At 44.1% G+C, this 25865-nt stretch carries 21 protein-coding genes and 4 pseudogenes; 4 read left to right on the top strand and 21 right to left on the bottom strand.

From position 1 onward, the window contains the following. Positions 1-97 precede the first annotated feature (97 nt). Both ACUN27_RS18325 and gpmA read left to right on the top strand, forming a co-directional pair. Positions 98-1304, top strand: a pseudogene (locus ACUN27_RS18325) (IS110 family transposase). Between the two features lie 501 nt (positions 1305-1805). Next, entirely contained in the window at positions 1806-2579 is a 774-nt protein-coding gene (gene gpmA / locus ACUN27_RS18320) for a 2,3-diphosphoglycerate-dependent phosphoglycerate mutase (RefSeq protein ID WP_315956078.1), read from the top strand. A gap of 593 nt (positions 2580-3172) precedes the next feature. Here the strand turns inward: gpmA and ACUN27_RS18315 are convergent. After that, on the bottom strand, positions 3173-4459 hold the full coding sequence (locus ACUN27_RS18315) for an IS110 family transposase (protein ID WP_445559327.1): 1287 nt from the start codon (positions 4457-4459) through the stop codon (positions 3173-3175). A gap of 184 nt (positions 4460-4643) precedes the next feature. Beyond that, entirely contained in the window at positions 4644-4985 is a 342-nt protein-coding gene (locus ACUN27_RS18310; protein ID WP_315956076.1) for a hypothetical protein, read from the bottom strand. 368 nt (positions 4986-5353) lie between these two features. Here ACUN27_RS18310 and ACUN27_RS18305 point away from each other — a divergent pair, with 368 nt between their 5' ends. Continuing rightward, positions 5354-6619: an IS110 family transposase gene (locus ACUN27_RS18305; RefSeq protein ID WP_127458674.1), complete on the top strand. Its 1266-nt coding sequence runs from the start codon at positions 5354-5356 to the stop codon at positions 6617-6619. A 625-nt stretch (positions 6620-7244) separates the two neighbouring features. Here the strand turns inward: ACUN27_RS18305 and ACUN27_RS18300 are convergent. The 16 genes and pseudogenes from ACUN27_RS18300 to ACUN27_RS18225 all read right to left on the bottom strand — a co-directional run. Then, positions 7245-7466, bottom strand: a complete 222-nt coding sequence (locus tag ACUN27_RS18300) for a hypothetical protein (RefSeq protein WP_445559342.1) — start codon at positions 7464-7466, stop codon at positions 7245-7247. Between the two features lie 654 nt (positions 7467-8120). Next, positions 8121-8900 carry an SDR family NAD(P)-dependent oxidoreductase gene (locus tag ACUN27_RS18295; RefSeq protein WP_315956074.1) on the bottom strand — a complete coding sequence of 260 codons (780 nt, stop codon included), beginning with the start codon at positions 8898-8900 and terminating at the stop codon, positions 8121-8123. 12 nt (positions 8901-8912) lie between these two features. Continuing rightward, entirely contained in the window at positions 8913-9677 is a 765-nt protein-coding gene (locus ACUN27_RS18290) for a PIG-L deacetylase family protein (protein ID WP_326062859.1), read from the bottom strand. 18 nt (positions 9678-9695) lie between these two features. After that, positions 9696-10685, bottom strand: a complete 990-nt coding sequence (locus ACUN27_RS18285) for an N-acetylglucosamine kinase (RefSeq protein WP_315956072.1) — start codon at positions 10683-10685, stop codon at positions 9696-9698. Next, positions 10682-12193 carry an argininosuccinate lyase gene (argH, locus tag ACUN27_RS18280; RefSeq protein ID WP_315956071.1) on the bottom strand — a complete coding sequence of 504 codons (1512 nt, stop codon included), beginning with the start codon at positions 12191-12193 and terminating at the stop codon, positions 10682-10684. Before argH ends, ACUN27_RS18285 begins: the two co-directional genes overlap by 4 nt. Positions 12194-12214: 21 nt before the next feature. Then, entirely contained in the window at positions 12215-12964 is a 750-nt protein-coding gene (locus tag ACUN27_RS18275; protein ID WP_445559341.1) for a creatininase family protein, read from the bottom strand. An 85-nt stretch (positions 12965-13049) separates the two neighbouring features. Further along, the gene (locus ACUN27_RS18270) at positions 13050-15548 is read right to left on the bottom strand and encodes an NEW3 domain-containing protein (protein ID WP_445560637.1); all 2499 of its coding nucleotides are present in this window, start codon (positions 15546-15548) and stop codon (positions 13050-13052) included. A 175-nt stretch (positions 15549-15723) separates the two neighbouring features. Then, positions 15724-17454 carry an ABC transporter permease gene (locus ACUN27_RS18265; RefSeq protein WP_445559340.1) on the bottom strand — a complete coding sequence of 577 codons (1731 nt, stop codon included), beginning with the start codon at positions 17452-17454 and terminating at the stop codon, positions 15724-15726. 15 nt (positions 17455-17469) lie between these two features. After that, positions 17470-18552, bottom strand: coding sequence for an ABC transporter ATP-binding protein (locus tag ACUN27_RS18260; protein WP_315956068.1), 1083 nt, complete (start codon positions 18550-18552; stop codon positions 17470-17472). 59 nt (positions 18553-18611) lie between these two features. Beyond that, complete coding sequence (locus ACUN27_RS18255) at positions 18612-19742, bottom strand: extracellular solute-binding protein (RefSeq protein WP_379174926.1); 1131 nt, start codon at positions 19740-19742, stop codon at positions 18612-18614. Between the two features lie 48 nt (positions 19743-19790). After that, positions 19791-20948 carry an ROK family protein gene (locus ACUN27_RS18250; protein WP_326062855.1) on the bottom strand — a complete coding sequence of 386 codons (1158 nt, stop codon included), beginning with the start codon at positions 20946-20948 and terminating at the stop codon, positions 19791-19793. 336 nt (positions 20949-21284) lie between these two features. Beyond that, positions 21285-21482 (bottom strand): NUDIX domain-containing protein, encoded by a 198-nt coding sequence (locus ACUN27_RS18245; RefSeq protein ID WP_445559339.1) that lies wholly within the window; start codon positions 21480-21482, stop codon positions 21285-21287. 335 nt (positions 21483-21817) lie between these two features. Then, on the bottom strand, positions 21818-22276 hold the full coding sequence (locus ACUN27_RS18240) for a Gfo/Idh/MocA family protein (RefSeq protein ID WP_445559338.1): 459 nt from the start codon (positions 22274-22276) through the stop codon (positions 21818-21820). 195 nt (positions 22277-22471) lie between these two features. Then, on the bottom strand, positions 22472-23020 hold the full coding sequence (locus ACUN27_RS18235; protein WP_315956065.1) for a GNAT family N-acetyltransferase: 549 nt from the start codon (positions 23018-23020) through the stop codon (positions 22472-22474). A gap of 36 nt (positions 23021-23056) precedes the next feature. Further along, positions 23057-23599, bottom strand: a complete 543-nt coding sequence (locus ACUN27_RS18230) for a DUF1572 family protein (protein ID WP_445559337.1) — start codon at positions 23597-23599, stop codon at positions 23057-23059. Positions 23600-23828: 229 nt separating this feature from the next. Then, positions 23829-24214: pseudogene (locus ACUN27_RS18225) on the bottom strand (MFS transporter); the annotation flags it as partial. Between the two features lie 156 nt (positions 24215-24370). Between ACUN27_RS18225 and ACUN27_RS18220 the strand changes: the two are divergent. Continuing rightward, positions 24371-24503: pseudogene (locus ACUN27_RS18220) on the top strand (LysR family transcriptional regulator); the annotation flags it as partial. Between the two features lie 60 nt (positions 24504-24563). On the opposite strand, the pseudogene ACUN27_RS18215 reads toward ACUN27_RS18220, so the two are convergent. From ACUN27_RS18215 to ACUN27_RS18205, 3 genes and pseudogenes are all read right to left on the bottom strand, one after another. Then, positions 24564-24701: pseudogene (locus ACUN27_RS18215) on the bottom strand (DUF2306 domain-containing protein); the annotation flags it as partial. 101 nt (positions 24702-24802) lie between these two features. Beyond that, a complete protein-coding gene (locus tag ACUN27_RS18210) occupies positions 24803-25504 on the bottom strand; it encodes a hypothetical protein (RefSeq protein WP_326062851.1) in 702 nt (233 codons plus the stop codon). A gap of 15 nt (positions 25505-25519) precedes the next feature. Further along, positions 25520-25804: a hypothetical protein gene (locus tag ACUN27_RS18205; protein ID WP_315956062.1), complete on the bottom strand. Its 285-nt coding sequence runs from the start codon at positions 25802-25804 to the stop codon at positions 25520-25522. Positions 25805-25865 lie beyond the last annotated feature (61 nt).

Here is a 25865-nt window from a genome sequence, read left to right as displayed (position 1 = left end):
CTAGGCTGGTTGGGACGGTTGATCCCGTATCACATGCGATAGTGTGGAAGACAAGAGGGTTAGGGGTTTCCGGTTAAAATGTTATGGGAGTTGATCAATGAATCCAGTAATTGGTTTGGATGTGTCCAAGGGAGAAAGCCATGCACAGGTTTTTTTAGATCGTGGAGTACCTCATGGAAAGATTTTTAGGTTTAATCATGATGTTGATGGACTAGCATCTTTTCTGAATTATATAAGAATGGTGGAATCAGCTGCAGGAATACGTCATTCGATTGTGATGGAAGCAACAGGCCATTATCATAGTCCAGTTGTTCAGTTTCTTGATGAGCATCAGTATCTGAATATCGTCATTAATCCTTTAATCTCACATAACGCCAAGAAAACCAATTTGTGACGATTGAAAACGGATGCCGCTGATGCCCTTCTTTTAGGGGCGTTGTTTTATAAAGAAGAGTTTGAACCCTACAAAAAACGGGGTCAGCACCTCATGAAATTACGCTACTTAACTCGCCAATATGAATCATTAACAGGTATGTATGTCCAAGCTAAACTACAATTTCAGGCCATATTGGATCAAGTTTTCCCGGAATATCATGGCGTGTTTGGTGACCTTTATTCAAAAGTTTCCCTTCGACTTCTAGACTTACACCCAACGTCTAGAGAGGTTTTGGAACTGGATGAGAAAGAGATTGCTGCGACTATAGGATACCTTACGGGACGCGGCAAATCGGCTTTATGGTGTCTGGAGCGAGCTCAAATCTTGGTAGCTGCTGCAAAGCGAAATCCCTTTAAACAGACAGCTTTTCCAAGTCATCTAATCTCCATGCAGCTGCTCATCAAATTGCTTCTTCAATACCAGGACCATCTAGCAGACAGACCTTAATAAATCGGTAGAAGCCCTGGCTGAAGAGTTGATTGAGTATGATTTAATCCAATCGATATCCGGTATTGGTACTAAAATTGCTGCAACAATTTTAGCTGAAATTGGGGAAATCGATCGGTTTAATCATGCAAAGAAACTTGTTACCTTTGCTGGTATAGATCCTAGTGTCTTTTCTTCAGGCAAGTTTACAGCAACCATAAATAAAATAACTAAACACGGGTCCAGAAGGCTTCGTACTGCCCTATATCAAGCGGTACGATGTGGTATCCGTAGTAATAGAAACAAAAAACTAAGAGCTTATTATGATAAAAAGCGTGCTGAGGGAAAGCTGTTCAAAATAGCAATAATTGCTTGTGTGAATAAACTCATCCACTGGATTTTTGCTATTTTGACTACTAAGGAAACATTCCGTTTAGAGTAAACAGTGTATAATGGAAGTATATGGAATGTGTTTCCGTGCTATGTAGGACGGCTCTTTCCTATGCCCTTTTCTCAGTATACCACCGTATGATTCTGCATTTTATAATTAAATATTGACAAGCTATTAGCTGGAATAGTTTAGTATCAATTCTTGACGATTATCCGTAAAGTCACTGCAATGTCCCATCTTTTGTGTCATATACATACAATGTGCCCATATTTGTGTCGTTTGCTCGCGGCACAAATGTCTTACTTTTGTGCCCTTAGATAACTATATTGATTGATGAGCACACCTTCTGAACGTTCGTTCGTAGCCAGGAAACGGCAACAAGAATCATTAATTATAATAGTTCTAATAAAATCTCTCGTATCCACTCGCACTAAATCTTCGGAAGTAGACGCTATTACTATATACTGACCATTTTTATGGTCATTTGCTTTCGCCAAAGCTGACAACTATGATGGAGTTGGGCAACTTATCCTAATACAAGGAGAATTCCGCATGATCAAAGTAGTAATGATCCGCCACGGACAGAGCGAATGGAATCTCGAGAACCGATTTACGGGCTGGACAGACGTGGATTTGTCTCCGAACGGACTCGAAGAAGCAAGACAAGCCGGAATCATCCTGAGAAAGCAGGGTTACGTTTTCGACGCAGCACATACATCCGTTCTGAAGCGTGCGATTCGGACGATGTGGATCATTCTTCAAGAAATGGATTTGACGTGGATTCCGGAATTCAAAAGCTGGATGCTGAACGAGCGACATTACGGCGCCCTGCAAGGATTGAACAAAGCCGAGACGGCCGAGAAATACGGAGAAGAGCAAGTTCACTTGTGGCGCAGGTCCGTCGACGTTCGCCCGCCTGCATTGGATCAAAACGATGCCCGATACGAAGCGTCCGCGCCACGCTACAGGAATTTAAAAGAAGGGGAATTTCCGTTAACGGAAAATCTCGATGATACGGAGTGCAGAGTGTTAAAGTACTGGGAGGAGATAATCGCCCCCGCTCTCTCGTCCGGCAAGCACATTCTCATTGCGGCTCACGGCAATACGTTACGGGCGTTGGTGAAGCATCTGGATCGAGTCCCTGCCGACGGGATCGCCGATCTGAACATACCGACCGGCATCCCGCTCGTGTACGAATTGAACGAGCAATTATCGCCGATCCGGCATTATTTCTTGGGCATTGACGGCGAGATGCCGGAAGGAACGATTCCTTCCCATATGCCCCCCACTATTAATGTCGGGCAGTCACCGCTTCCGTCCGAGTGAGAGGCGACTTCGGAGAAGTGGCCTTGATCGCGTCCATTCAGCATGTCGCGATCGACAGCGGCTATAATCAAGGCGCGGAAGATATATAACTTGCCCTTACTTATAGTACGTTTCCCTGCGTATAATCTTAATCTATCCCGCCCGTTTAGTTGAGAAAACGGCAGTCCTTATGCGGCTGCCGTTTCTTCGTGTTTATTGAGATATCGTTCTGCGTCCCTCAGTTTTAAGGGTTTATTTCACGTAAACTCATTCATTCGCAGGATTTCATCACCTTGAAATATAGTAATCTTAAGAATACTAGGTTGTTGAGACCGTAATGAACCCTTCTATGGCATGCGGGAACAGAAGAAACATTGGAACATTTCCCCATTTCAATAATCTACTGCACGCATACTCCACAATCCCTTGGAGATTGACCATCCCAAGGCTCTACGGGTCGACGCCCTTACATTCCTTCGTTACACCTATCCAAGGTGTGGAGACCGATAGCGTTTAGCGGATGGGTCTGTGCCCTTATGAAGAACGAACTCGGTCCTCCGTGCTTTCTTTTTTGAAGTCCTGCGAATGAATCAATTTACATTAGTTCGAAGATGTTAGGCAGCGTGGGTATACGGAATGACTGTTTTTTCAGGAGTGAATGACTCCTCGGAATGCACCAAGCCAACTAAGATTCGTGCCAGTTTTCCAAGCAGTTTAAATATCGACTTCTGCTTACTCATATGTTTAACTTGCACATTATTCAGATGTAATTGCTTAAATATAGGATTTGTTCCCACTAATGTTAAGGTAGCCAGATACAAATATTTTCGGAGTGTGGAATCTCCTCGTTTGGAGAGTATGATCTGGCCTTTACGCTTTCCAGACATGCTTTCTGCCAAATTTAAACCGGCTTTTCGTAGCAATTGACGACCGTGAACGTACTGCGTCAGATCACCGGCACCAGCCAGAATTGCTGCAATATAGATCGTGCCCAAACCTTTAATGGAACGAAGCTGGCTAGCAATCGGGATCTCACCAAGCAAAGCCGCGATTTCTTTTGCTATTTGGTTCAATATACCGTCAATACGCTCGTACTCTTCTAGTAAGCGATGCAGATCCTGTTTGGCCTCATTCAGCGCTACAGTTTCCCCCACGCTTTGAACCGCTTTAGAGAGTAGCTCAGCTGCCTTCTGAATACCTGTGGAGCCGCCAGCTCGTTTCATATATTTTCGCCAACCTGTAATAACTTCTGATGTAGATTGACCTTTTAGATCCAACGGAGACGGGAACTCTTTGAGTGTAGCTATGGAGCGTGGGCAGGTCCAATCTTTAAACACAGAAGCATACTCAGGGAAGCGTATATCCAGCCAGCGTATGATCCGATTCTGCATCCGAACACTATTTGTAACCCAAAATTCTCGATCATTCATTAGGGTTCGTAACCTCTGAAAATGAGTTGCTTGCCGAATGTATTCATAATAATAGCCACGGCTAACAACATCCGCAATAACAAGGGCATCCTTTGGGTCACTCTTGGAAGGACAATTATCTCGGTTCTCTTTGTTTCGTTTCGTCGTTGCTGGATTAACTAAAACGACGTTTAGGCCTTTCTGGGCAAGCCAGTTAGCTAAACTGTACCAGTAGTGTCCCGTCGGCTCCATGCCAATTATGATATCCTTCAGTCGATGTTTTTGTTGCAAACCTTCCATCCAACGCTGTAATTTCTCAAATCCCTGGATAGTGTTTTTGAATGATAGATGCTGGTTTGTAAGGACAATTCCCCGAAAATTTGTAGCTTGAGCTACTTGAGTTTCCTTTGCCATATCAATGCCCACAACAAGATGTGAAGTAGTAATTCGTTCAATACGTTGATTTTGACCGTCTGATTGCTTAAACTTCATAATAAGAGCGCCTCCTTGATGGTGTTGGGTATCTACCCGTCGACAAACCCATCATACCGAGGCGCTCCTTTTTTGACAAAGCCCATTTCTTAGGCTATACAGGAATGTTTAGCTCAACTTAGACTGCCTCGGACCAATTTCTCCTTCTCTATGCTTGCACATCCTTCATTCCAACCGGTACGGTTTATATCATCTCTTTAACACACCTAATGAATGGAGTTATAGCAAAACAATCCTCTAAATCCTGATTTTCTAATGACCAATATAATATTGTATTTGTATGGATAACTATATCTTTTAATAGTAGCTCTTTCGCTTTTCTCAATAGTGATTCATCAACATCCGTCTTTTCAATAGCATCATTGATCGAACCAATAATTATGATCATCAAAGCAAATTTTTCCTCTTCATTAAGACTTGAGCTTTCATAAAAGGAAAGAAATTCATTTATTCTTGTATCATCTGCCACTTCGTATTCCCAATCTTGGGTAAATGGCCCTGGTTCAGGTAAACTTAACTTTTTCAACAAGACTTTCAATGGCTTCCTTCGTTACGCACTTTGGATAATTATCCAATTACTCTCCTCCTTCTAATATAAATTCGTTTCGATATGAGAACATTCGAGTGAAACGACACCCCATTTTTGGTTCTTAGTACCATTAGTTTACTTCACTTTTTGAGCCAATCACCACGCTAAACTGCCCGTTAATGTAATGGAGGCTGCCGTTCATACTGGCAGCCTCCTATTGCTGTGTTTATTGAACAAAAGTTCCTCGTTAGATTCCTGTAGATGGATAAATTTCAGCTTTGTAAAAAAACGAGCGCCTCGGTACGATGGAAGTACGCAACGGGTCAAAAGCCCTTTAATTCCATCATCCAGGAGGACGCTCTACTATGAAGTTTAAATCACAAGATAAGCAAAATCAACTCATTGAAAACATTACCTTTCATCATATTGTTGTTGGTGTAGACATTGCTCAGGAGGCCCACGTTGCCAGAGCGGTTAACTTTCGAGGTGTCGCTCTTGGTAATCCTTTAGTGTTTAGTAACGACGAGGATGGTTTCAAGTCCCTCGACCGTTGGATTCGCGACTTGCTAGCTTCATTTAAATTATCTCAAGTCATCGTTGGTATGGAACCGACTGGCCATTACTGGCTAAGCCTTGCCGGGTGGCTCAAAAACAAAGCCATTGAAGCCGTACTTGTTAATCCTCATCTAGTTAAAAAGAATAAAGAAAACCGCGACAACACACGCTCTAAAAGCGACAAAAAAGATGCTTTAGTTATTGCCGACATGGTGAAAAACGGCTACTACTCCCCTGTCCGCTTCCATTCTTCCGAATACGAGGAGCTACGAGTGCTTATGGCTAACCGAGAAACGGTCGTTAAAAGACTCGTAAGTGCCGTTAACCAGATCCACCGCTGGGTCGACATTGTCTTTCCTGAACTGAGACAAGTTTTTAAGATCTTAACTTGCAAAGGTGCACTGTTAACCCTTCGGCTATTTCCGCTCCCAGCTGAGCTATGTAAACTAAGTCCTGACGATGTCATTAAAGGATGGCAGAAATCAATGAAACGGCATTCAGGTGTGCGTAGAGCTCATCTACTCATCGATCTGGCCAAGAAAACGGTTGGATCTAGGCAGGCAACACATGCTTACAAGCTCCATCTAGAGCAGCTCCTAGAGGAGCACGACTTAGCCACTAAACAACTGCAGAGGATCGAAAAAGAAGCCAAAGACGTTGTTGAACGTATCCCCTACTCAGGCAAAATCCTTGCCATTACTGGAATAAGTGCAATTGCTCTAGCTGGTGTTTTAGGAGAGTCTGGAGATCTTCGAGGTTATGCGCACGGGAACGCTCTACTCCGTCATGCAGGACTTAATATAACCGAAGCAAGCTCGGGTAAATGGAAGGGACAACTGAAGCTCAGTAAACGAGGCCGTCCACGGCTACGTCACTTTCTCTATTTAATTACGATGTGCATGGTCATGAGTAACCAAGAATTTAAAGCCTTACATCACTACAATGTTCAGGTGAAAAAGCTTAAAAAGATGAAGTCTATCATGAAGCTATGTGGTAAGCTAGCTCGACTCTTAGTAGGAATGGCTCGTAGTGATGTCGCATACAAACCCGATAAAATCTTTGCATTAGCAGCTTAACATAAACCTTATCTCACGCAAGTTGGCGTATTCGCAGGAGACAAAGAAAGCACGGAGTATCGGGATACGTTAAACAAAAGGGCTCCGACCCATTCCGTTAGAAAGACCGACCTCCACCCCTTAGATAGATGTGACGAAGGAATGAAAGGGCTATTGACCCGTCAAGACATGGGAGTGAAAATCGCTAAGGGCACCGTGGAGAATACGTGCAGTAATTGGAATGAACTGGGTGATTCAACTCCACCTCTATTCCCGCATGCCCTTTTAACGAAACACCCTAAATATATCTCGCTCCTTTTCATTCAGCATCGAAACCTAAAGGATGAAATCCTGCGAATAGACGAGCTTGCGTGAGGAAATTAAATCATACCGAGGGAGTTTAGTAAGTTACAGGCGTATTGCTTGTCGGTAATCGGACAATGTTCTTGTCACGAATCGGTAATCGGATCAAGTTCTTGTCATCGCCAAATGACAAGAACTTGATCTGATAACTAAAAAAGCCCGCGGTTTATGCGGACCTCATTCGGACAATGTTCTTGACAACCGACATGTCAAAACACCATATGCCATTTCTTTTCTGAAAAAAATTAATAAGTTGTTTTTTTACTCTGTAGCGGTTTTGTTGTTAAAAAATATCTATGAAAATGGGGTCTCCTGTTTCGTCTTCATAACCAATGACAAGCCATGATTGCAGCCAATCTCCATCACCATTACCAGTAAGGGACTGTCCGTTTGTATCAATGCAATATCCAATTTGTGCTTTTTCTAATTCGTCAGATGAAAATAAAGTCACTGTTCGGTAACCGACAGAAACCTCTTTAAATGGAAATGAGTTAACCATATCCAATATATCGTTTCTCAAATGTACAACCCTTTTTATATTCTTTCTAAATATATCTGAAGTAATAAATTCTTTTGTCTATTTAGGAATCCTGCCCTTTTGCTTAACGAAAACAAGGAACATCTGCCGCGTGGCGTGCTGCTCCCTACCTTTTCCGCTTTCGTTATCCATTAGCGGAAGTAACGACCGACTTCATGATCTGTGACTCGGCTAACGCTGACAGACTTTGTATGGCTGGATTCGAAGCCTTTTGGAGAATGCTATTTTGAAATTTATAATAAGTTAATGACTGTCTAGTTATACATTGAAGAAGGGAATTGAAATGACACCATTATGAATAAAACTACCATTTCACTTTTAGTTAAGAGTCGGAAGGCCCAAGAAGAAATCCAGAAACAAATGGTATCTCCATCAATGAAAAAGTCGTTCAGTTCACCAATCTAGGGAAGACATTCATAAAAATGCGCCATGAAAGGATTGGTCCCTTCGTGGAGCTAGAGGCCGTGATGCTTGGGATAAACTTATATCCCCATTGAAGTGCTCGAACGTGACGATTGAAACGAAATTTTGTCCTATCGGAGAGGCTGTGTAAACCATTAAGCTAGCCCTAAGTAACTAAAGTGCCAGTCGAAGTAGTACCACTGACAGAACTTGATGTTTCTAACCTCTCAGTTGAATCTCATAATCTGTAACAATCTTTCCATCGTACTGAATAATTTGACCATTTTGATTCTTATCAGACAGGATAATGTCGGTACTTATCTGCCCAGCGGCTTCGGGAGACTTGACGAATCCGCCGTGCGCACCAGCTTCCATGCCGTTCAAGTCGGTTGCGACTGCGCCAGGCATGATGCCGAAAATCTGGCGATGGCTGCCCATTTTTTCAAACTCGTAAGCGTAAGTCAGTGTCATCACGTTGAGTGCTGCTTTGCTCGTAATGTAAGCGAGCGGGTGCCAAAAGTCGGTCGGCGAAATCGGAACGGTGATATTGACGATTTTCGCGTTGTCTGTCAGAGATGACAGCAGACTTTTGATGAGCTCATGTGTGCCGAGAAAATTCGTTTCCATCGTCGTACGTAAATCCTCAGTTGTATAGTCAAATGTGCGCTTTACGAGGTCGAGCGCCGCGCGCCCAGGCTTGACACTATCAGGAATTCCAGCATTATTGACCAAAATATCGAGCGAATTAACCATTTTAGCCGCTGCGTGCAAGCTGTCAAGATTATTCAAATCAATCTTGATGAACGTTGCTGATATGCCTTCTGCGGCAAGTTTTTCGACTGCTGCCTGCCCACGGGCTTCATCACGCGCTCCAACGAGAATGTCATAGCCACGCTTACCAAGACTTCGAGCGATTTCGAAACCGATTCCTTTATTTGCTCCAGTGACGAGTGCTTTCATAGTGAGCTCCTTTTCGTTTTTTGCTTGATTGATATGCATTTAATAATCCTTTTAAAAGCTAGATTTATCAAATAAATCGATAATCATTAATTTGTTTGAGAACTTTTCTGCCGTCAGGTCGACCTGATTACCGTTGGCACGTATTAAGGTGTAGTATTCATAAGGCCCAATAACCGAAAAATCGTTCTGCATCACACCCGGGTAGGCCCGGTTTACCGAGTAGATTTGGCTCTTATAAGATTGCAGTGCCTGCCCCTTCAATGATCTGAATTCACTGATATCTACTTTTCCTGTAATGATGCATGTACTCAGTGGTCCTACATCCTTGCAATGATCATAATAGTGAGGAACGGATATATAATAAAATTTGGGCAGCTGATCTGGGGGATAATAGGCCTCCGATAAGATTACGGCCTTTTTTGATGCGAGTGAAACGGCAATATGATCCGGATGTCCGGTGACCCCGTCGAGCGGAAACGATAAGATTACATCTGGCTTTAAAGCAATAATCGTTTGACTAATTCGCTCGGCCAGTATATCCGGATCTTGATCCTTGAGAGTCCCGTCTGGATATCTATATAAAATTAAATCGGTAACGCCAAGTATGGAGCATGCCTTCCGTAATTCTTCCTCGCGGTGCAATGCTAACTGTTCTCGCGAGCTAAATTGAAATTCACCGGACTTCCCTTTACAGCCCGAAGTGACGCATATTAAAAACACCTCGTGCCCCTGGTTATGGGCTTTAGCCATGGTTCCTCCGGCTGCAAAGGATTCGTCATCAGGATGAGCAAACACGAATAATAATTTCTTACTCACATCATTCAACTCCTTCCTTCAATTCAATTCGCTGATCGAAGACTTTAGATAAACTAGCCCCATCGAAATAATGCTGTTTATCGGTTCCCCCTGCATGTCAACAATTTGAGCTTGGGGTGCATATTCCTCGATTTGGGAAATCAACTGTTTCCGAACCAGGCTAATATTACGCAGAACGCCGCCCTGCAGGATTAGCTTAAACGGTTTATCCGTTAGCATTAATTGCTGAATGATAGCACGTACACTCACAAACAATTCCTCGCTAGCTGCGGATAAAATGCGTTTAGCCTCATGATCACCGGCTATCGCCGCTAAACTAACCAACTGAGATAATTCCCCTAATTTATCCACGGAGTAGTCCGCACTATAGACCCAATTGAACAGTTCTTCCACATGGTTAAAACCCATATGCGGCAGCACCCATTCTTGTAGTTTAGTTGCTTCGCCCCGACCATCATTCATCCGAAGGATTGCTGTCACGGCCTGTTTGCCGATCCAATAGCCGCTTCCTTCGTCCCCTACCCGATGCCCCCATCCGCCAGTCCTACCCGTTTGACCGAACTCGTTGATACCAAATACGATCGAGCCTGTACCTGCAATGACAAGCACTCCGGGCTGGCCTTCGGTTGCGCCTAATAATGCGGCTAATCCGTCATTATGAACCAATAAGTGCCCTACTTGGATAGTCAGAAGGGAGAGAGTTTCCTGCACCATTTCCATAATCACTTTCCTGTCATATTCCGTATCCAAGCCGGCGATTCCAAAAACAGCGCAGTCGATCTCGATTGAAGGGAGTAATGCGAGATCCTCGCTTATACCAAGATCCAGTATCGCCTCGCGAATACCATGAGCGATTTCCCGCACCGCCTTTTTCTTGCCAACCCCTTGATAATTACATGGACCTGCTTTTCCTTGTCCTAAAACGTTTCCTTCCCTATCCGTGAGAACGACAATGCTTTTGGTACCTCCTCCATCAAAAGCAAGTAGTGGAACTCTTAATTTCTTCATAAGGCTTCACTCCATTGAAGAATGACTTCATCTAGATGCTGAATGGCACACCGGCTCTTCTCCCGCGCCTCTTGCAGCCATTGAAAATGTGACGAGTATTGAAGCCTGCGGTCATTTATGATTCTTTTCATTTCTTTAGGATTTGGGCCTCCCGGCAACGTACGGATGTCCACAAAATGAACGGGATCCATCGCTCTGCGCAAGTCTTCCTCATTCAGGGACACAACCCGCCCAATGATTTGTCTTGCAGCGTCATTCACCAATTGAAGCGTGATTTGATTCGCGTTTAAACCATTAGCAAGCGCTTTTTTCACCACATCGCTGACAATATGATGGGCTTTTCTGAATGACAGCGCATCCGATCTTACTAATGTATCCGCCAGCTCGGTGACTGTTGCGAAGCTTCCTTCCGTCCTCTGGCGAAGCACTTCCTTGTTGACCTCCATTGTGCCCATAACGGCGGCTAACAATCTATACATTTTATCCAATATATCTAAACTTTTCCAAGCATACGGCTGCATATCATCCTCGGTATCTACAATATCTCCGAAAGGCGTGTTATGAATCATGGAAAGAATCGTATTCGTATTACCGACACAGCTCGACAATAACGCCCGCATATGTTCGAGTGAGACGGGGTTGCGTTTCTGTGGCATGATGGAGCTGATTTGTACGTAAGGAGCTCCTACCTTAAGCACCGCAAACTCTTGCGTACACCACAAGAGAAGATCTTGCACAACCCGCCCTAAATTAATAGCCGCCAGCTGAATGGCTGTCGCGATTTCTCCTAAGTAATCAGCTCCGCCTATTGCATCGTATGAATTTTCGATAAGTTCATCAAAAGCAAGCAGTTCCATCATACGTTCCCGGCTGATAGCAAATCCTGATGTCGTCAATGCCGCTGCTCCCATACTGCTTCGGTTACAGTTGGCATAAGCCGCCTTCATGCGTCGAATATCACGATTTAAGGAATCGATAACAGCCGTCATGTAATGAGCGAGAGTCGTTGGCTGAGCCTGCTGCGTATGTGTATAGCCAATCATCACTGTGCCCAAATGTTCCTCTGCAAAATCCAGTAAATGGTCCTTCAACAGAAGTGCAGATGACAGTGTTACCGCTAGTTTCTCTCTGAGCACCATTCGATAGATCGCAATTCCCATATCATTGCGGCTTCTCGCAAGATGCAAATTTCCAGCAATATCCCCAGCATGTACCAGCAGCTGATGCTCGACCTGAAAAAATAAATCTTCGAACTCTCCGGTATAGGTGCTACGTCGCAAAGCCTCCGTATCAAGACTCTGAATGGCTTTAGCTATTTGTTTGGTTTCTTCTTCCGTGATCAGTTTTTGCTCACTTAGCATGATCAGATGTGCTTTATTGATTGCCATCATGGGGCTAAGCAGATTTTCTTTGGCTTCATTGAAAGCTGGCTCCAGTACAACCTCCGTATACGTTTTTCCCGGAAAAGAAGATCCTTCCGATTGCAGCAATTGTTCACGATATCTCATTATGCAATTCGTCCTTTCCTATCATTGTTTTGCTCTCATCTCAAGCCAATTCGCGATTAATTGATTCATATTCCGGACGGCTTCTTCCACGATCGTCTCCCCAGCTTCATAGGAAGTTTGCCTAATTTTACCTGTATATCCATCCCATCCTTGGGGTGTGCCCTCCACTAAAACATAGGGTATTGAAATTAAAGGTGAATATGAATCTAATTCCAAATCTGAATCCTGTACGGAAACCAAGTCCGGTCGAAAAGCCTTAACGGTAGACATTTCGTATGGACCCCCATGGCCTCTGCCCGCAGTCCCTTGAAATAACCCCATTTGCTCAGGAAAGCCAGTCTCAACCATTTGCCACCAGTTGATTAACAAGAAGCTCGCGTCTTGATAGATACCGGTGATGGATTCGGCTACGGTCCTGGAAGGACCCATATTGCCATCGTGAGCATTGAGTAAGACGATATTTCGAATGCCCAACTGACAAATTCCGTCTACGATGTCTGATAAGTAATCAATAAAAACAGAGGGGCGGACCGAAACCGTACCAGGATAATCTTTGGTTTTGCCTGGACAAGGCGTATATGATATTACAGGATAGATTAAGGGCTTAAGAGCAAAATCTACCTTTTGTGCAAAGCCCTCAGCCAAGATAACATCCGTACCCAACGGTGAATGTGGTCCATGATATTCTAAAGAACCCAGTGGAACCACAGCAAATTGCGCTGTATTCTTAACTTCATCTATCTCTCGCCCATGAACATTCATTACATTCATATCCCCTGAACAACCTCCAAATCATGATACATATGGAGGACACTGATCGTGACCTCCATATGTAATTGGTTAGCTCATTGCTGTATTACTGTTTTTGGCTAATCATATTAACGAACATACGAATTGCGCCCGGAACCAGATTTGGAATTTCACGATACCAAACCAGTGAGCTGTAGGTGTAAACACCTTTTCCGTAAGGAGCTGATAAGAAAGTACCTGTGAATTCTTTTTCACCCGGATCTCCGTTAGAAATCAACTCCGTGTACGCATTGCCCCATTCTGCAGGATTATAAGCGGAACGGTCCTGAATCCACGAATCCCAATCTGCACTTGTAATCTTATTTGGGTAATTGAAGATCGGGTGATCCGGGGCCAGCATCGTAACCTTGGAATTTTCATCGGTTACCCGCCATTTAATTAGCGGCTCACCAATCTTAATCGGATAAGGCGCAAGCTCAGGCTTCCATTTATCTTCGGGCTTGTGATATTGAACCACGAGGTTTCCGCCGTTCTTCACATAATCCAACAGACGTTGATTACTCGGAATCAGCTCCGGACGGAAAGCATATGCACGAATGCCAAGAACAATCGTGTCATACTGCGAGAGATCGCCGAATTGGATTGCCTTGTCATCCAACTTCACAACATTAACACCTACTTGACGCAAATATTCATCTATGTTGTCAAAACCACTTGATACATATCCAACTTTTAAGTTTTGTGGAACAACCAAATCAAACGCTTGAATTTTCAGTTCGGCAGGCTGAATTAAATACGTTGTACCGATATGCGGATATGAAATCACTTGAACGCCTTCATTGCTTTGAACATTTTCATTCTTAGCTACCGCCGTAATTGAGTACTTACCTGTGGCCACTTTGGAGGAGCCTTTGACCGTGAAGGATACGGATTTTGTTTCGCCTTTAGTAGCAAAACTTATATCTTCTACAGACGGCTCAGTCGTCCAGCCCTCCGGCAAGTTCAAAGAAATAGATGCCTTGGAAGCTCCTGGCGTATAGTTACGTACTGTAACTTTAACCGGAATCGCCTCATCCGATTTCAATGTATTAAATACAGTTGCACTAGGGCTAAGAGACATCGCATACGCTGGAAGAACGGCAACCGCATTTTGCGGAACTGCTCTAACCGTACTTGATGTATCAAACGCCTTGTATGTAACATCAGCCGTTAGATTCGGTGCGGCATAAGGCTTGAACTCAGCAGCATCCTTAGGTACGGTCACATTGTACGTAACGGAAACCGTTTGGTTCCTGCCAATCGAATCGAATGTAACCGGCCCTGCGGCCTTCGCTTCCCACCCTTGCGGAACATTCAAGTTTAATTGAATGCTTTTCAGGTCCACATCGCCACCGTTGAAAGCAGAAACCACGACCTTGGCCGTTTGCCCCGCTACTAACTCTCCCGTTTCTGGTTTCACTTTAACAACCAACGAAGTGGCTTCCATGCTAGCTTTGTTCAATTGTACGTCTTTCACATTCAATCGATAGAACAAATCATCCTTCACGGCTTGATCAAGACTGGAAGACTTCACATCTGCTAAGGCGTTTTGGACATCCTTTTTCATTTCGTGAACTTCCCGGGCCACTTCCGTAAAGTTTGGATACGCCTTAATAACCTCTTCACTGTCTTTTTGCAGCAGTTGTAAGTCCTTCGTTATTTTATTATCTTTGCCTTTGGTTTCAACCTCTTTAGCCAGGTCGGCAAAAGTGAAGGCAATTCCATCGAAGAAACTTGCTTCCTTATCATTCGTTTTTACCGTACTTGATTCTAGCGTATAGTAATTACCTGAGGGACCTTCATCTACGACTCTGCCCATACCTTGACTCTTATGCATAAAGCGCGATTCCTCACCCAACTGCACATAAGAAGCGCCGTAGATGTTATCATAATCGCCTACTGGAACCATGACGTTATATTTCTTGGCGTCTGCTGGCAAATATAACTTCTTAACCTGCCAAGGCTGCAGACCATTCTTTAGCTGCTCAGGGAATACATTCGGGTCAGCGGCATCTTTGTAAGCCCGAACAGTAAGAACGTTAATCGTTCTATGATGGCCATGCGTCGAATCTTCATTAAGGAATGATGGAATGATGACATCCGGACGATCCTCACGGATCTTACGTATCAAACGTTCGTACGCAACGGACTCTCCCCAATGTTGGAGCGTTTCTTCTACACTTTTAGAAAATCCAAAATCAAAAATCGGATCATTAATTTGTTCACTAAGCATACCTAGTGTTACGTTAGTGATTTTAGAGGCTTCCTGCAGTTCGCGAGTCCTGATGATTCCCAGGGGATTCCCCAGTTCGCTGCCGATTTCATTTTGTCCACCCTCGCCACGGTTTGCAATAACGCTGAACGTATTGACGCCTTTGCCAAGAGATAGATAAGCAAGAACAGCACTGTGCTCGTCATCTGGATGGGCACCGGTATTCATGGCACTTGCAATGGTCGCTAACGGCTTGATCGATTTCCATAGATCTACTACGCCTCGTTCTGCATAAGCTGGACTTGCTATTGCAGGTAAGAGCATACTTCCTGCGATCGCAACGCTCGTTATCATAGATACTAATTTGGGGCTTGATTTCGACTTACCACTCAATTGAACTCCTCCTTTGATCATTCCTATCTCACACGGCAAGAAATGGCCAATTTCCCGCTGTATATCATGACGTGGTTGTGAACTCCTAGGTGTTCCCACGATATGACCGAGCCTGCTTGAAGATCATCAGTGATGGTCAGAATGCGCTACCTGCTTTATCCCCTGTAATCTTACGCGAAATAAAGAGAACAATGATAATCAGAACGATCTGTAAAACGCCATATGCACAAGCTGTGCCGAATTCGAAAGAGTACATTCTCTGAAATATTTCTACCGAGATGGGAACGGTACTTGTTTTAAAAAGCAAAATTGAAGCCACAAATTCTCCAATGCCATCCACGAACGCAAGCAGTGTCCCGGCCAGTATGCCGCTAAGCGCCATTGGGAAAACCACGCGCCGGAAGCTGTACCACCAGGTAGCCCCCAAATTGCGTGCCGCCTCTTCCGTAGAAGGGTCCATTTGTATCAAGGTAGCGGATGTCGAGCGGAAAACCAGAGGTAAATGGCGAACAAAATAGGCGATAGGCAAAATCCAGAAGGTTCCTACCAGTACTTGGTTAAAGCTGAATACTGACGGTGTACTGAATGCAGTTATCAGATTAATACCTACAACTGTACCCGGCAGCGCCCATGGAAGCATAATAAAAATGTCCATTACCGATTTTCCTCTGAATTTCAAACGAACCATCGCGTAAGCAGCCGCTACGCCAAATATGACATTGCCTAATGTGGCAATGGAGCTCATTTTGAAACTGTTAACGACCGGACGCCACGTTTTGCTATCCGTAAAAAGCTCCACATAGTGCTTAAAAGTGTACTCTGGCGGTAATATTTGCGTAGTCCATTTTCCATCAACTGAAAAAGAGATTAGAATAATGACGAAAATCGGCAGAAGCAGGACAATGACACCCAGGAAGGAAAGCAGCATCGCCAGATATCGACCCCATACCGTTTTCACCTCTGTCCTGTGCACAGAGACGCCTTTACTCAAATTTTGATAATTACGGAGACTTTGGTACCATCGCATTAAAATCAAAAATAGAATAGAGACGAACGATAAAATCGTCGATTGCGTCGCAGCCATATCCAGATTGCCATTTGTACGCGACAAGTAAATTTGCATTGTCATAGTCCGTTCTATTCCAAAGATGAGAGGTGCCGTATAAGAGGCCATAGAAACCATAAAAACCAATAGAGATGAAGCAATAATAGCTGGTGTCAGCATCGGAATAATAACTCGCCGCCAAATATATAATCTTCCGGCTCCAAGACTGGACGCCGCTTCCTCCAGGGATGGATCCAAGCCTTTGATTGCGGACGAAGCTGTCATGTAGAAATACGTATACATGGTAAACGTATGAACAACGAGCACTCCCCACACACCTTTAAGCGAAAAAGGGACGTGATCCAGATGAAGCAGAAGTTTCAGGGCTCGGGGAATGATCCCGCTCTCACTATATAAAAACGTAAAGGACAGCACACCGATTAACGGGGGCAAAGCCATTGGAACCATAACGAGTACGGTTAATATTTTCCGCCCTGGGAATTCATAACGCTCAAGCAAGAAAGCCATGGTGATCCCAACGAGTGCGCACGTTATCACACTAAGAACCGATAAATAAATACTCGTCCAAAGAGCTTCCAGATTTGCAGTATGCTCCAAGCTAAAGAACTTGGCGTAGCTTTTCATCGAAAACTGCCCATCCACTAAGGCACTTTGTAGAAAGGTCTGACATAAGGGAAATAGCACGTATGCCAGTAATACAAGAAATAGAGGTGCTACTAGTATATAAACGAAATTAGGTGAATGTACGATTGAACGTCTACGAGTGACAGGCTGCGTGTAGGATTGCATTTCAGATTTCATTGTCGGATCCCTCGTCTACCCCAGCAGGTATACACTTTCTTTGGGAATATAGATAGATAACTCGTCCCCACGCTGCTGGACATGTGTTTTGTGATTGACAAACATAGCTTTCAGCGAGAGCCCCTGCACCTGTAGCAAATAATTGACGCTGATGCCCGTAAATTCTGAAATCATCACCTTACCAATCACCGCATTCGTTCGAAGCTGCTCCTCCGGCAGTGCTTCACGAACTGACTCAGGACGTATGGATAAGGTAATTTTTGTGCCAACTGTCAATGTTGTGTTAGGTGAACAATTACGTGCTAAAGCCGTTAGTACGAGGCCAGGGGCAACTCGGACATTGACTTCCTCCCCACGGATTTCCTCAATAACGCCCTCCCACAAATTCGACTCACCGATGAACGAAGCTACGAACCGATTAACCGGGTGGTGATATACTTCCTCGGGTGTCCCAATTTGCTGAACGACGCCGCCATGCATGACCATAATGCGGTCTGACATCGACATCGCTTCCGCTTGATCATGAGTAACGTAGATCGTAGTTATTCCAAGCTCAATCTGTAGACGCTTAATCTCTAAACGTGTTTCTTCTCTGAGCTTAGCGTCTAGATTAGATAGGGGTTCATCCAAAAGTAATATTTTGGGTTCAATCACAAGGGCTCTCGCTAGAGCAACACGCTGCTGCTGACCGCCTGACAATTGGTCAATTCTTCTATGTGCGAAATCACCCAGATGTACCTGTCTTAAGGCTCGCTCTACCTTCTCGGCGATTTCCAGTTTCGACTTTTTTCTAACCTCCAGGCCGAACGCTACGTTTTCAAATACAGTCAAATGCGGGAAAAGTGCATAGTTTTGAAATACCATCCCCGTATTACGTTTATTCGGAGGCAGGACCGTAACATCTTCATGCCCGAAAACAATGCGTCCTGCGCTCGGATAATAGAATCCGGCGATCATCCGAAGCGTCGTTGTTTTCCCGCATCCGCTCGGACCAAGAAAAGTGAAAAATTCTCCTGGTTTAATTCTGACATCTACATTTTGAACACCTTTTACTTTGCCGAATTCTTTACTTACCTGTTCCAAAGCCACATCAATCAAGCAGGCCACCTCCCTTGTTGTAATCGTGGCGGAGGGGATCCTCCGCCATCCAATTTGACTTATTTACCGCCTTTACCTCTGATGTTTTCATCCCAGTACTGCATCCAGTCTTTTTCCTTATTCGCCATAACTGTCCAATCCAGTTGCATAGGCTTTAATTCAACGCCCTTCAACCAAGCAGGAAGCGTATCTTTGCTAATATCCGTTCTGGTAGGAATTTGGAATAGTTTCTCGGCTAATTCCACTCGCAACTTGGAGTCAAATAGAAATTCATAAAACTTTTTAGCTGCGTCCATGTTTTTTGCACCTTTAACAATACCTACACCATCTACCAGAATCGGCGCACCGCTTTTCGGATAAATAAAGTCAAATGGCTGCTTCTGCAATTCCTTCTGAATCATAATATCTTGCATATTCCACAGAGACAGAGTTCCTTCTTCACGCGCTAGCTTCAAATATAAGTTTGTAGGATCCTGCGCATATTCTTTCGTGTTTGCATCCAGCTTTTTCAGCCAGTCGTAGCCTTTCTTCGGATCTGTAGCTCCACCTTCTTTAAAAACCATTGCTGAGTAGATTGTTCTCATCGTACCGGATGCAAGAACACCGCGAATGATAATTTTCCCCTTATATTTAGCATCAAGCAGATCATCCCAATCCTGAGGTGCATCTTCCTTTTTCAGCGCTTTAGAGTTATACATAATAACCTCAGGCAGCAGCATTTCGCCGTACCAACGGTCCTTCGCATCCTTATAGAGCGCCGGTATGCTGTCGCCGAAGCTAGGTTTGAAGCTTTCCAGAAGTCCTTCATCTGCCGCTGTCATGAGCGAGGATTGGGTTCCACCCCACCAGAAATCTGCTTGCGGATTAGCTTTCTCTCCACGGACACGTTCCATAATTTGCTGAGCGCCCATCGTAAGCACTTCAACATCAACATTTGGATTCTTCTCTTTAAACTTTGGAACAATCTCATCGACAACGTTTTTATCTCTAGCTGTGTAAATGACGAGTTTTTGCTTCTCTGAGGCCTTTGGAGTTTCGGCAGATTTAGCCGATTCCGCCGGTTTATCCGGCTGCTTGGTTGCTTGCCCACCGCTAGGAACCGCGCTCCCACACGCTGTAACTGCTGTCATAACAGTGCAAAGAAGTATGCTGGTAACCCATTTCGATACGTTCCCCTTTGTCATTCTCATCGTTTAAATTCCTCCAGTAAATTATTTTTGGTGATTCATTATGTAGGTTTATGTAAGGGTTTCCAAAACAATTTGAATCGCTCCAATAATTCCTGCTTTTATACCTAATGCTGCAACTTTGACAGGTGGTACAAAGGGAACCCATTCAGCGAGAAGCCTGTTTAACTTCTTTATCCCCTTTTCGCCGATGTTGACCATTTCTCCGTTAATGATTAACAACTCTGGATCCAACACACTAATCATATTAACCATGCCATGAGCCCAGTGAACGTATATGTCTTCCAAAAGCTGCTCCGCTTCCCGATTCCCGCAATCCGATTGCCTCATAAGTTCGATGATTACACTCGTATCTTCATTCCAGCCTGTAAGAATCAACCTTGCTTTTTCAATGATGCCAGAAACCGAATAATTTCTTTCGAAAATGCCATATTCACCGCGTCGGGTTCGTCCTACAGGTCCAATCATCATATAGCCAATCTCACCAGCAGCTTCACGAAAGCCTCGATAAAATTGACCGTCAATAATAATTCCTGCACCGATTCCTGTACCTACATACATATGAACTTGGTTACGAATACCAAAGCCAATCCCCTGATGAAATTCACCAATGGTCATTAAATTTACGTCATTTTCAATGAATACTGGAATACGCAATCTTTCTTCCATTTCTTGCTGAACAGGCAGCCCCATCCAACCTGTGCTTGGCGCATAACTAATCGTTCCATCCGTACGTTGCGTGATACCCGGAAGTCCGACCCCAATTCCTAGAAGACGTTCTTTATCAAATCCACTTTGCTTCAGAAGGGACTTCACACCAACTTCCAGCGCGTGAATCGCCGTCTCCCCATTGGTCGGCTGGGATAAACGGGTCTCGTAATTATAAAGCAATTCACCACTAAGATCTGCTATGGACATATGTAGGGTACTACCCTCAAATACAGCGCCAATCACACCTTTAGCTTTAAAATTATACTCAAGTAAAATCGGTTTTCTTCCTCCCTTGGACTCACCAATGCCGACCTCGTTGATGAGGCCTTCTCGTATCATTTCATCCACTAAAGAGGACACACATGGTCGACTTAATTCAGTAAGCTTAGCCAAATCCGCCCGGGATACTCGCTTATTTTCCCTAAGCCGACTTATAAGCACATGTCGATTCATTTGTTTAACTAACTTGGCATTTCCAGTTTGACCGCGTCCAAGCACTTTACTCACCCCCTTTGATAGTTAAGATGACTAACAAAGTGTCTTGATACAAATCTTAAAACTGGAGGGAATATTTGTCAATCATTTTTATGGATATATTTTCCATCTAAATTCGACCTTTTTCTCCTTCATATCTGTTCTGAAATCATAGGATATATCTAAAGCAAGCATTGATTTCTCTCGGGTGACCATGTGAGCCCTGCATATTGTTCACACATATACCTAATAGATTCTTCTTGTTCTAATTGATCGTTTTTTGTCGATTCAAATTCAATATAAAATAAAATTTGGTAAGTGTTGATATTTAAGTTTTACTCAATTCCATTTTTTGTATTTTTATTGATATTGATAAATTAAGTATAAAAAATGGCAGCCGATTCTTTGGCAAACATATGCTTCTCGTTCTGCGGCCATTAAGAATGTTTCACCCATTCCACTTGAGCCTTTCGACAAACTCCACCCAGATTTATCTTTTACCAAAAGTACCTTTTCATTTTCTATAATCACGATTCCAGCCGCAAGTTTATGAGCCAATGTTTTTTCAACTCCTTATACTATTTTGTAAGTGTTTACAAGATAAATTATCCCATGAAATTCGATGGAAATATGTGACAACTGCCATCGAAGGGAATACATCTTTCCCCTGTTCGGCGGGGATGTCCCAGATCTCTTCGTACCATTTTTTGACCATAGGCGTTGTCACTAATTTCAGTTCTCCCGCTTCCTCCTGATTGAAATGTCCAGATGTATTGTGCTCCCTTTGATTCCGCCTCTAGTCCCTTGGACATTATAAGTGAAACTCAGATATGCGCAGCAGGAAGAAATTTCTATATCAATGACAGAACACCCATGGCCATACAGGATGACCTTTACGTAGTCCTCGGCATCTCCAGCCGTATTCGCGCGATCCATGATCTTCTTGCAAAATTGTTGTAGGCAATATTGACCTGAACCACTTGTCCAATCACGCTGGATTTGATATTTTCCTGCACTTGGCGATAAGCGGGTGCGTACCTGGACTGCTGAAAAATAGCAAGCAATTTCCCTGTTTTCATCGCCTTATCAATTAAAATATCAACCTCATGTGCCGTTCTGGCAAGCGGTTTCTCAGACAATACATGAAATCCTCGATCATTTCTCTTAAACAGATCTTTGTAGTCACGGTACACATCACAATTCAGCTCTTTTTTGGCTCTTTCCAGCCGCTCTTCCAGCATGTCAGCTACTGCAACAATTTCATATTGCTCCTTCATCTGACTTAAAGAATTGGCATGTATATCACGACCGCTGCGCCCTTGTCCTATGATGGCAACTCTAATCTTTTTCATATCGTTCTAAAAACAAAAAGCCCCAAAGGCAGGGCAAAATAGCGCTTTTGGGCTTTTGGGATATTTATTTTTTGGTGGCAGCTTCATATGAGATGTTTTTCAACTACTCTAACCACCAGATGCGATCCGAAATTAAATGATAATAATATCCCAAGTAAAATAATTTTTTGGCTTAAGCATTTTATTCTATATCTTTTAAGGTTGAATCGTTATTGATTGTTCTTTTTCAAGCCATTCATTCTCTAAAATGCTCATTTCCCACACGCTCCAGAATTCGTTGCCCATCTTTCGTTTGTCTCGGGTAAGTCCTTCTTTTACAAACCCTGCTTTCTCGTAACATGCAATTGCGGAATGATTAAAATCTAACACGCCCAGACTCACTCTATGTAATTTTAATTCTTCGAACGCAATGGTTAAAACCTTTTTTACTATTAATTGTCCTATGCCTAATCCTCTAGAGCTTTTGTTTCCAATCAATACCTTACCTATCCTTGCCGATCTATTTATCCAATCAATTTGTAAATTGATATGCCCAATGGTCTCATTATTGGATTCATGTACCACTCTATAGATTAGAGATTGGACCGCATTGGTATTGGACTCTTTGATGTAATTCTCTAGTTGTTGCTCATTTAAAGGAAAGCTGAACGTTTGGCCTCCCCATTGGAATAATAGCGTTGGCGAATCGATCCATTCCATAAGTTGAATAATATCATTACGTTCGAAAGGTTCAAGTTTGATCACTAATATCATTCCCTCTATGTTTCTAATTAACTGACTTTAGTGGTATTGCCCCGTGATATGCTCATTCGTAAGAGTTAAGATCTTGGTTAGCAAGACGATCTGCCCCACATGGTATCCATAGTGTGTGGAAACCTGAACAAGTAGTCGGCGGATTACTTTTGTATCACTGGCTTCATGGACAGGTGTCTCGATTCGGTGCATTCGCTTCCAGTCCTCGAGATCGTAACGGATGGTAACTTCCCGTGATAGATCATCATTATGCAGGGCGTACAATACGCTTTCCGACTTGGATCGAGTTTCGCGTAGAAGACCCGTCAGTTCTTCCTTTGATATCCCCTCATCCGTCGTAAATTCGCGCGAACGCTCTCGGATGAACGGTTCGTTTCCGATTGCGCTGACAAAATACTGATATTCGTTTCCCGCCAAATGGAGACAGATGTTCCCGATACTATTTGTGGAATCATTCAATCGTTTCCAGATTAGCTCTTCGTTTAGCAGATTCAGACTTCGTTCGATTCGGCTGAGTTGCTTATTCATGTCTTCCATTACGTCTTTAATCAGCTCAATTATAGGACTCACTCCAAACATTGTTTTTAGATTCAGCTTTGCGGTAATCGCAGCACGCCTTCAAGAGTTACATGTGCGTAACCCCCAACTTGAATAACGATATCCTGTTCCATCGATTGGGTGGTTACATAAAGCGTACAGCCGGCGCAAAATCTTGTGTAGAGAGGTCGAACCCTTGTTTGCCGTCGAAAGTAAATAGATTGGTATTGCTTATGGAATATCTTCGATTAAACTCGGCCAGTTGATTCTCCGAAATATGAATTCGTACGATCGCCATTCCGACCGCAACCAACATGCTCGTTCCGATCGACTGCATAACGTACGCTGCGATAAGCCATCCAAAATTGGGTGATAACGGAGCTAGTAATGATGCAACAAAGGAAACTGCAAGACAGGCAAGAAATATCCTCCTGCGGCCGAATAAATCACTGACCTTACCCATCATGGGTTGAGCGATCGCGCTCGAAATGTAGAATGAAAAAATAATCCAAGAAACAACGTTAAAAAATCAAGGCGGTACACATTTTGCAGTCTGGCTATCGCAACAGCAACCATCGAAGAATTTAAATGGTTCAAGAGTATCCCAAGGCCCACGGATATCATCAACCATCTACTCCGAGCATTTATTTTGGACTCCCTCCTTGTGTTGTCTAAATAAATCATAATTGAACCCGTTCAAATACTCCAACGCATTTTATACTATAACTTCATTCACTTAAAGTAATGATCGAGATGGACGATATGGAACTGCTTCAGCTGCAGTATTTTCTCGCCGTCGCCCGTATGCAGCATGTGACCAAAGCTGCAGGAAGTCTTCATCTTACTCAATTGACACTAAGCGCGTGGAGGAGGATCTAGGGGTCTCTCTATTTGATCGAACCGGAGAAAGTTGCGACTCAATGAGTCCGGAACACGTCACACTCGAATTGGCATAAGCCCTTGCCGAGTTCACCCGGTGGGCCGAACATAAGAACAGCGTCATCCACAGCCCTGTAAGCCCAACCAACAGGCCGCATACAACAAGGAGTTGCCCGGCCGTGCGGTGACAGCCCTGACTGCGCCGCCGGAAACCCGGTGCAAACTGGAATACGCCAACTCCCGCGGAGAGCGGAATGACGCTTAGAAGGAGAAGTGAGGCGTTAAGCCGCTTTGTCGAGCCTTCTTTTGCCGAGGCACGCCGGGGTCTTGATTTTCTGTGCAGACATTCGTTTGCGATCAGCCTATCTCAAGCCGCTCGCGCCAGAGAGAATATCCCATCCAAACCAAACTTATTCCCATCGGCACTGCAAAAAGCCGATCGTATGGGTGATGAACCAACGAAGACAATAAGAGGGGTAAAACGGTACTGAACACAAGCAATCCAGCCCCCCAACGCGATAGGATGCCGGCACGTATTACAGCGATTCCAAACAGTAGTCCGCCGAGTAAATACATGATTCCTGTCAGCATAAATACCTTTGCGATGGCCCCAAGGTTCACCTCGCTGACGGTCCCGATCACGATTCCCAAGATGCTCTCCTCAAGCTTCGGTGCATGGGTCGCCAACACCGGCGAGATAAAGGCTTCCACGAATTGAAAGGCCATGGTGAGCACATAGAATAGGCTTAGCAGGAGATAACCCGCCAAACCCAGCCAACCGGTTTCTTCCACTTGCCTAGCGTAGATTCCCGCAATGCCGATCAGGCCAAGGAAGCACATGGCGACGCCTAAACAGTGGACGATGGCCCACCGCCCAGTGGTGACTGACGAAAGAATATCGGCTGGATGGATCGTCTGAATGACGATGAACAGCATTCCAGATGCCATAGCTACTAAGCCGGAGCTGCGAATGAGCTGTTGGACTGTTATTGCAGCTCGCCGCTTGGCGTGCACGCTGCGACTGCCTTTCACTTTTGAAGTTTCTCGATTCGTGTTCATGTGTTTGGTCCCTCTTTACTCGAATAATTGTGATTCATGCTCGCGGAGCCACCCAGCCCGTTCGCCTGTTTGGGATGACTGACATAAGGGCAGGCCGAGATCGCGCACCTTTCTAAACAAGCCGTTTAATGGGGGTTGATCGGCTATCTGAACAATGAGGACAGTTGTTCCGTCGCTTTCATGGGTGAGGCTTAGCCAGTCAAACCAGCAGTGCCATCCGGCATCCAGATAGCCCTTGAGCTGAATTTCGTAGCGCTCAGGCTCGGGGTGTTCTTTCGTTAATTCTTGTGTTTCACTCATGCTTAACCTCCTTCATCGGCTTCAATGGCTACATCTTCACTGAAATTCATGCACTCCTTTC

It is taken from the genome of Paenibacillus sp. WC2504, assembly GCF_052682475.1.
Note: the sequence above shows the minus strand (reverse complement) of the source record. Positions and strands in the feature narration are given on the sequence as shown.

What these genes read in the sequence shown, in the direction of transcription:
- ACUN27_RS18255 (WP_379174926.1), bottom strand. Translation starts at nt 19,742, where the DNA reads ATGAGAATGACAAAGGGGAACGTATCGAAATGGGTTACCAGCATACTT.
- ACUN27_RS18265 (WP_445559340.1), bottom strand. Translation starts at nt 17,454, where the DNA reads ATGAAATCTGAAATGCAATCCTACACGCAGCCTGTCACTCGTAGACGT.
- argH (WP_315956071.1), bottom strand. Translation starts at nt 12,193, where the DNA reads ATGAGATATCGTGAACAATTGCTGCAATCGGAAGGATCTTCTTTTCCG.
- ACUN27_RS18210 (WP_326062851.1), bottom strand. Translation starts at nt 25,504, where the DNA reads ATGAACACGAATCGAGAAACTTCAAAAGTGAAAGGCAGTCGCAGCGTG.
- ACUN27_RS18315 (WP_445559327.1), bottom strand. Translation starts at nt 4,459, where the DNA reads ATGAAGTTTAAGCAATCAGACGGTCAAAATCAACGTATTGAACGAATT.
- ACUN27_RS18240 (WP_445559338.1), bottom strand. Translation starts at nt 22,276, where the DNA reads ATGAAAAAGATTAGAGTTGCCATCATAGGACAAGGGCGCAGCGGTCGT.
- ACUN27_RS18305 (WP_127458674.1), top strand. Translation starts at nt 5,354, where the DNA reads ATGAAGTTTAAATCACAAGATAAGCAAAATCAACTCATTGAAAACATT.
- ACUN27_RS18205 (WP_315956062.1), bottom strand. Translation starts at nt 25,804, where the DNA reads ATGAGTGAAACACAAGAATTAACGAAAGAACACCCCGAGCCTGAGCGC.
- ACUN27_RS18275 (WP_445559341.1), bottom strand. Translation starts at nt 12,964, where the DNA reads ATGAATGTAATGAATGTTCATGGGCGAGAGATAGATGAAGTTAAGAAT.
- ACUN27_RS18285 (WP_315956072.1), bottom strand. Translation starts at nt 10,685, where the DNA reads ATGAAGAAATTAAGAGTTCCACTACTTGCTTTTGATGGAGGAGGTACC.
- ACUN27_RS18270 (WP_445560637.1), bottom strand. Translation starts at nt 15,548, where the DNA reads ATGATAACGAGCGTTGCGATCGCAGGAAGTATGCTCTTACCTGCAATA.
- gpmA (WP_315956078.1), top strand. Translation starts at nt 1,806, where the DNA reads ATGATCAAAGTAGTAATGATCCGCCACGGACAGAGCGAATGGAATCTC.
- ACUN27_RS18295 (WP_315956074.1), bottom strand. Translation starts at nt 8,900, where the DNA reads ATGCATATCAATCAAGCAAAAAACGAAAAGGAGCTCACTATGAAAGCA.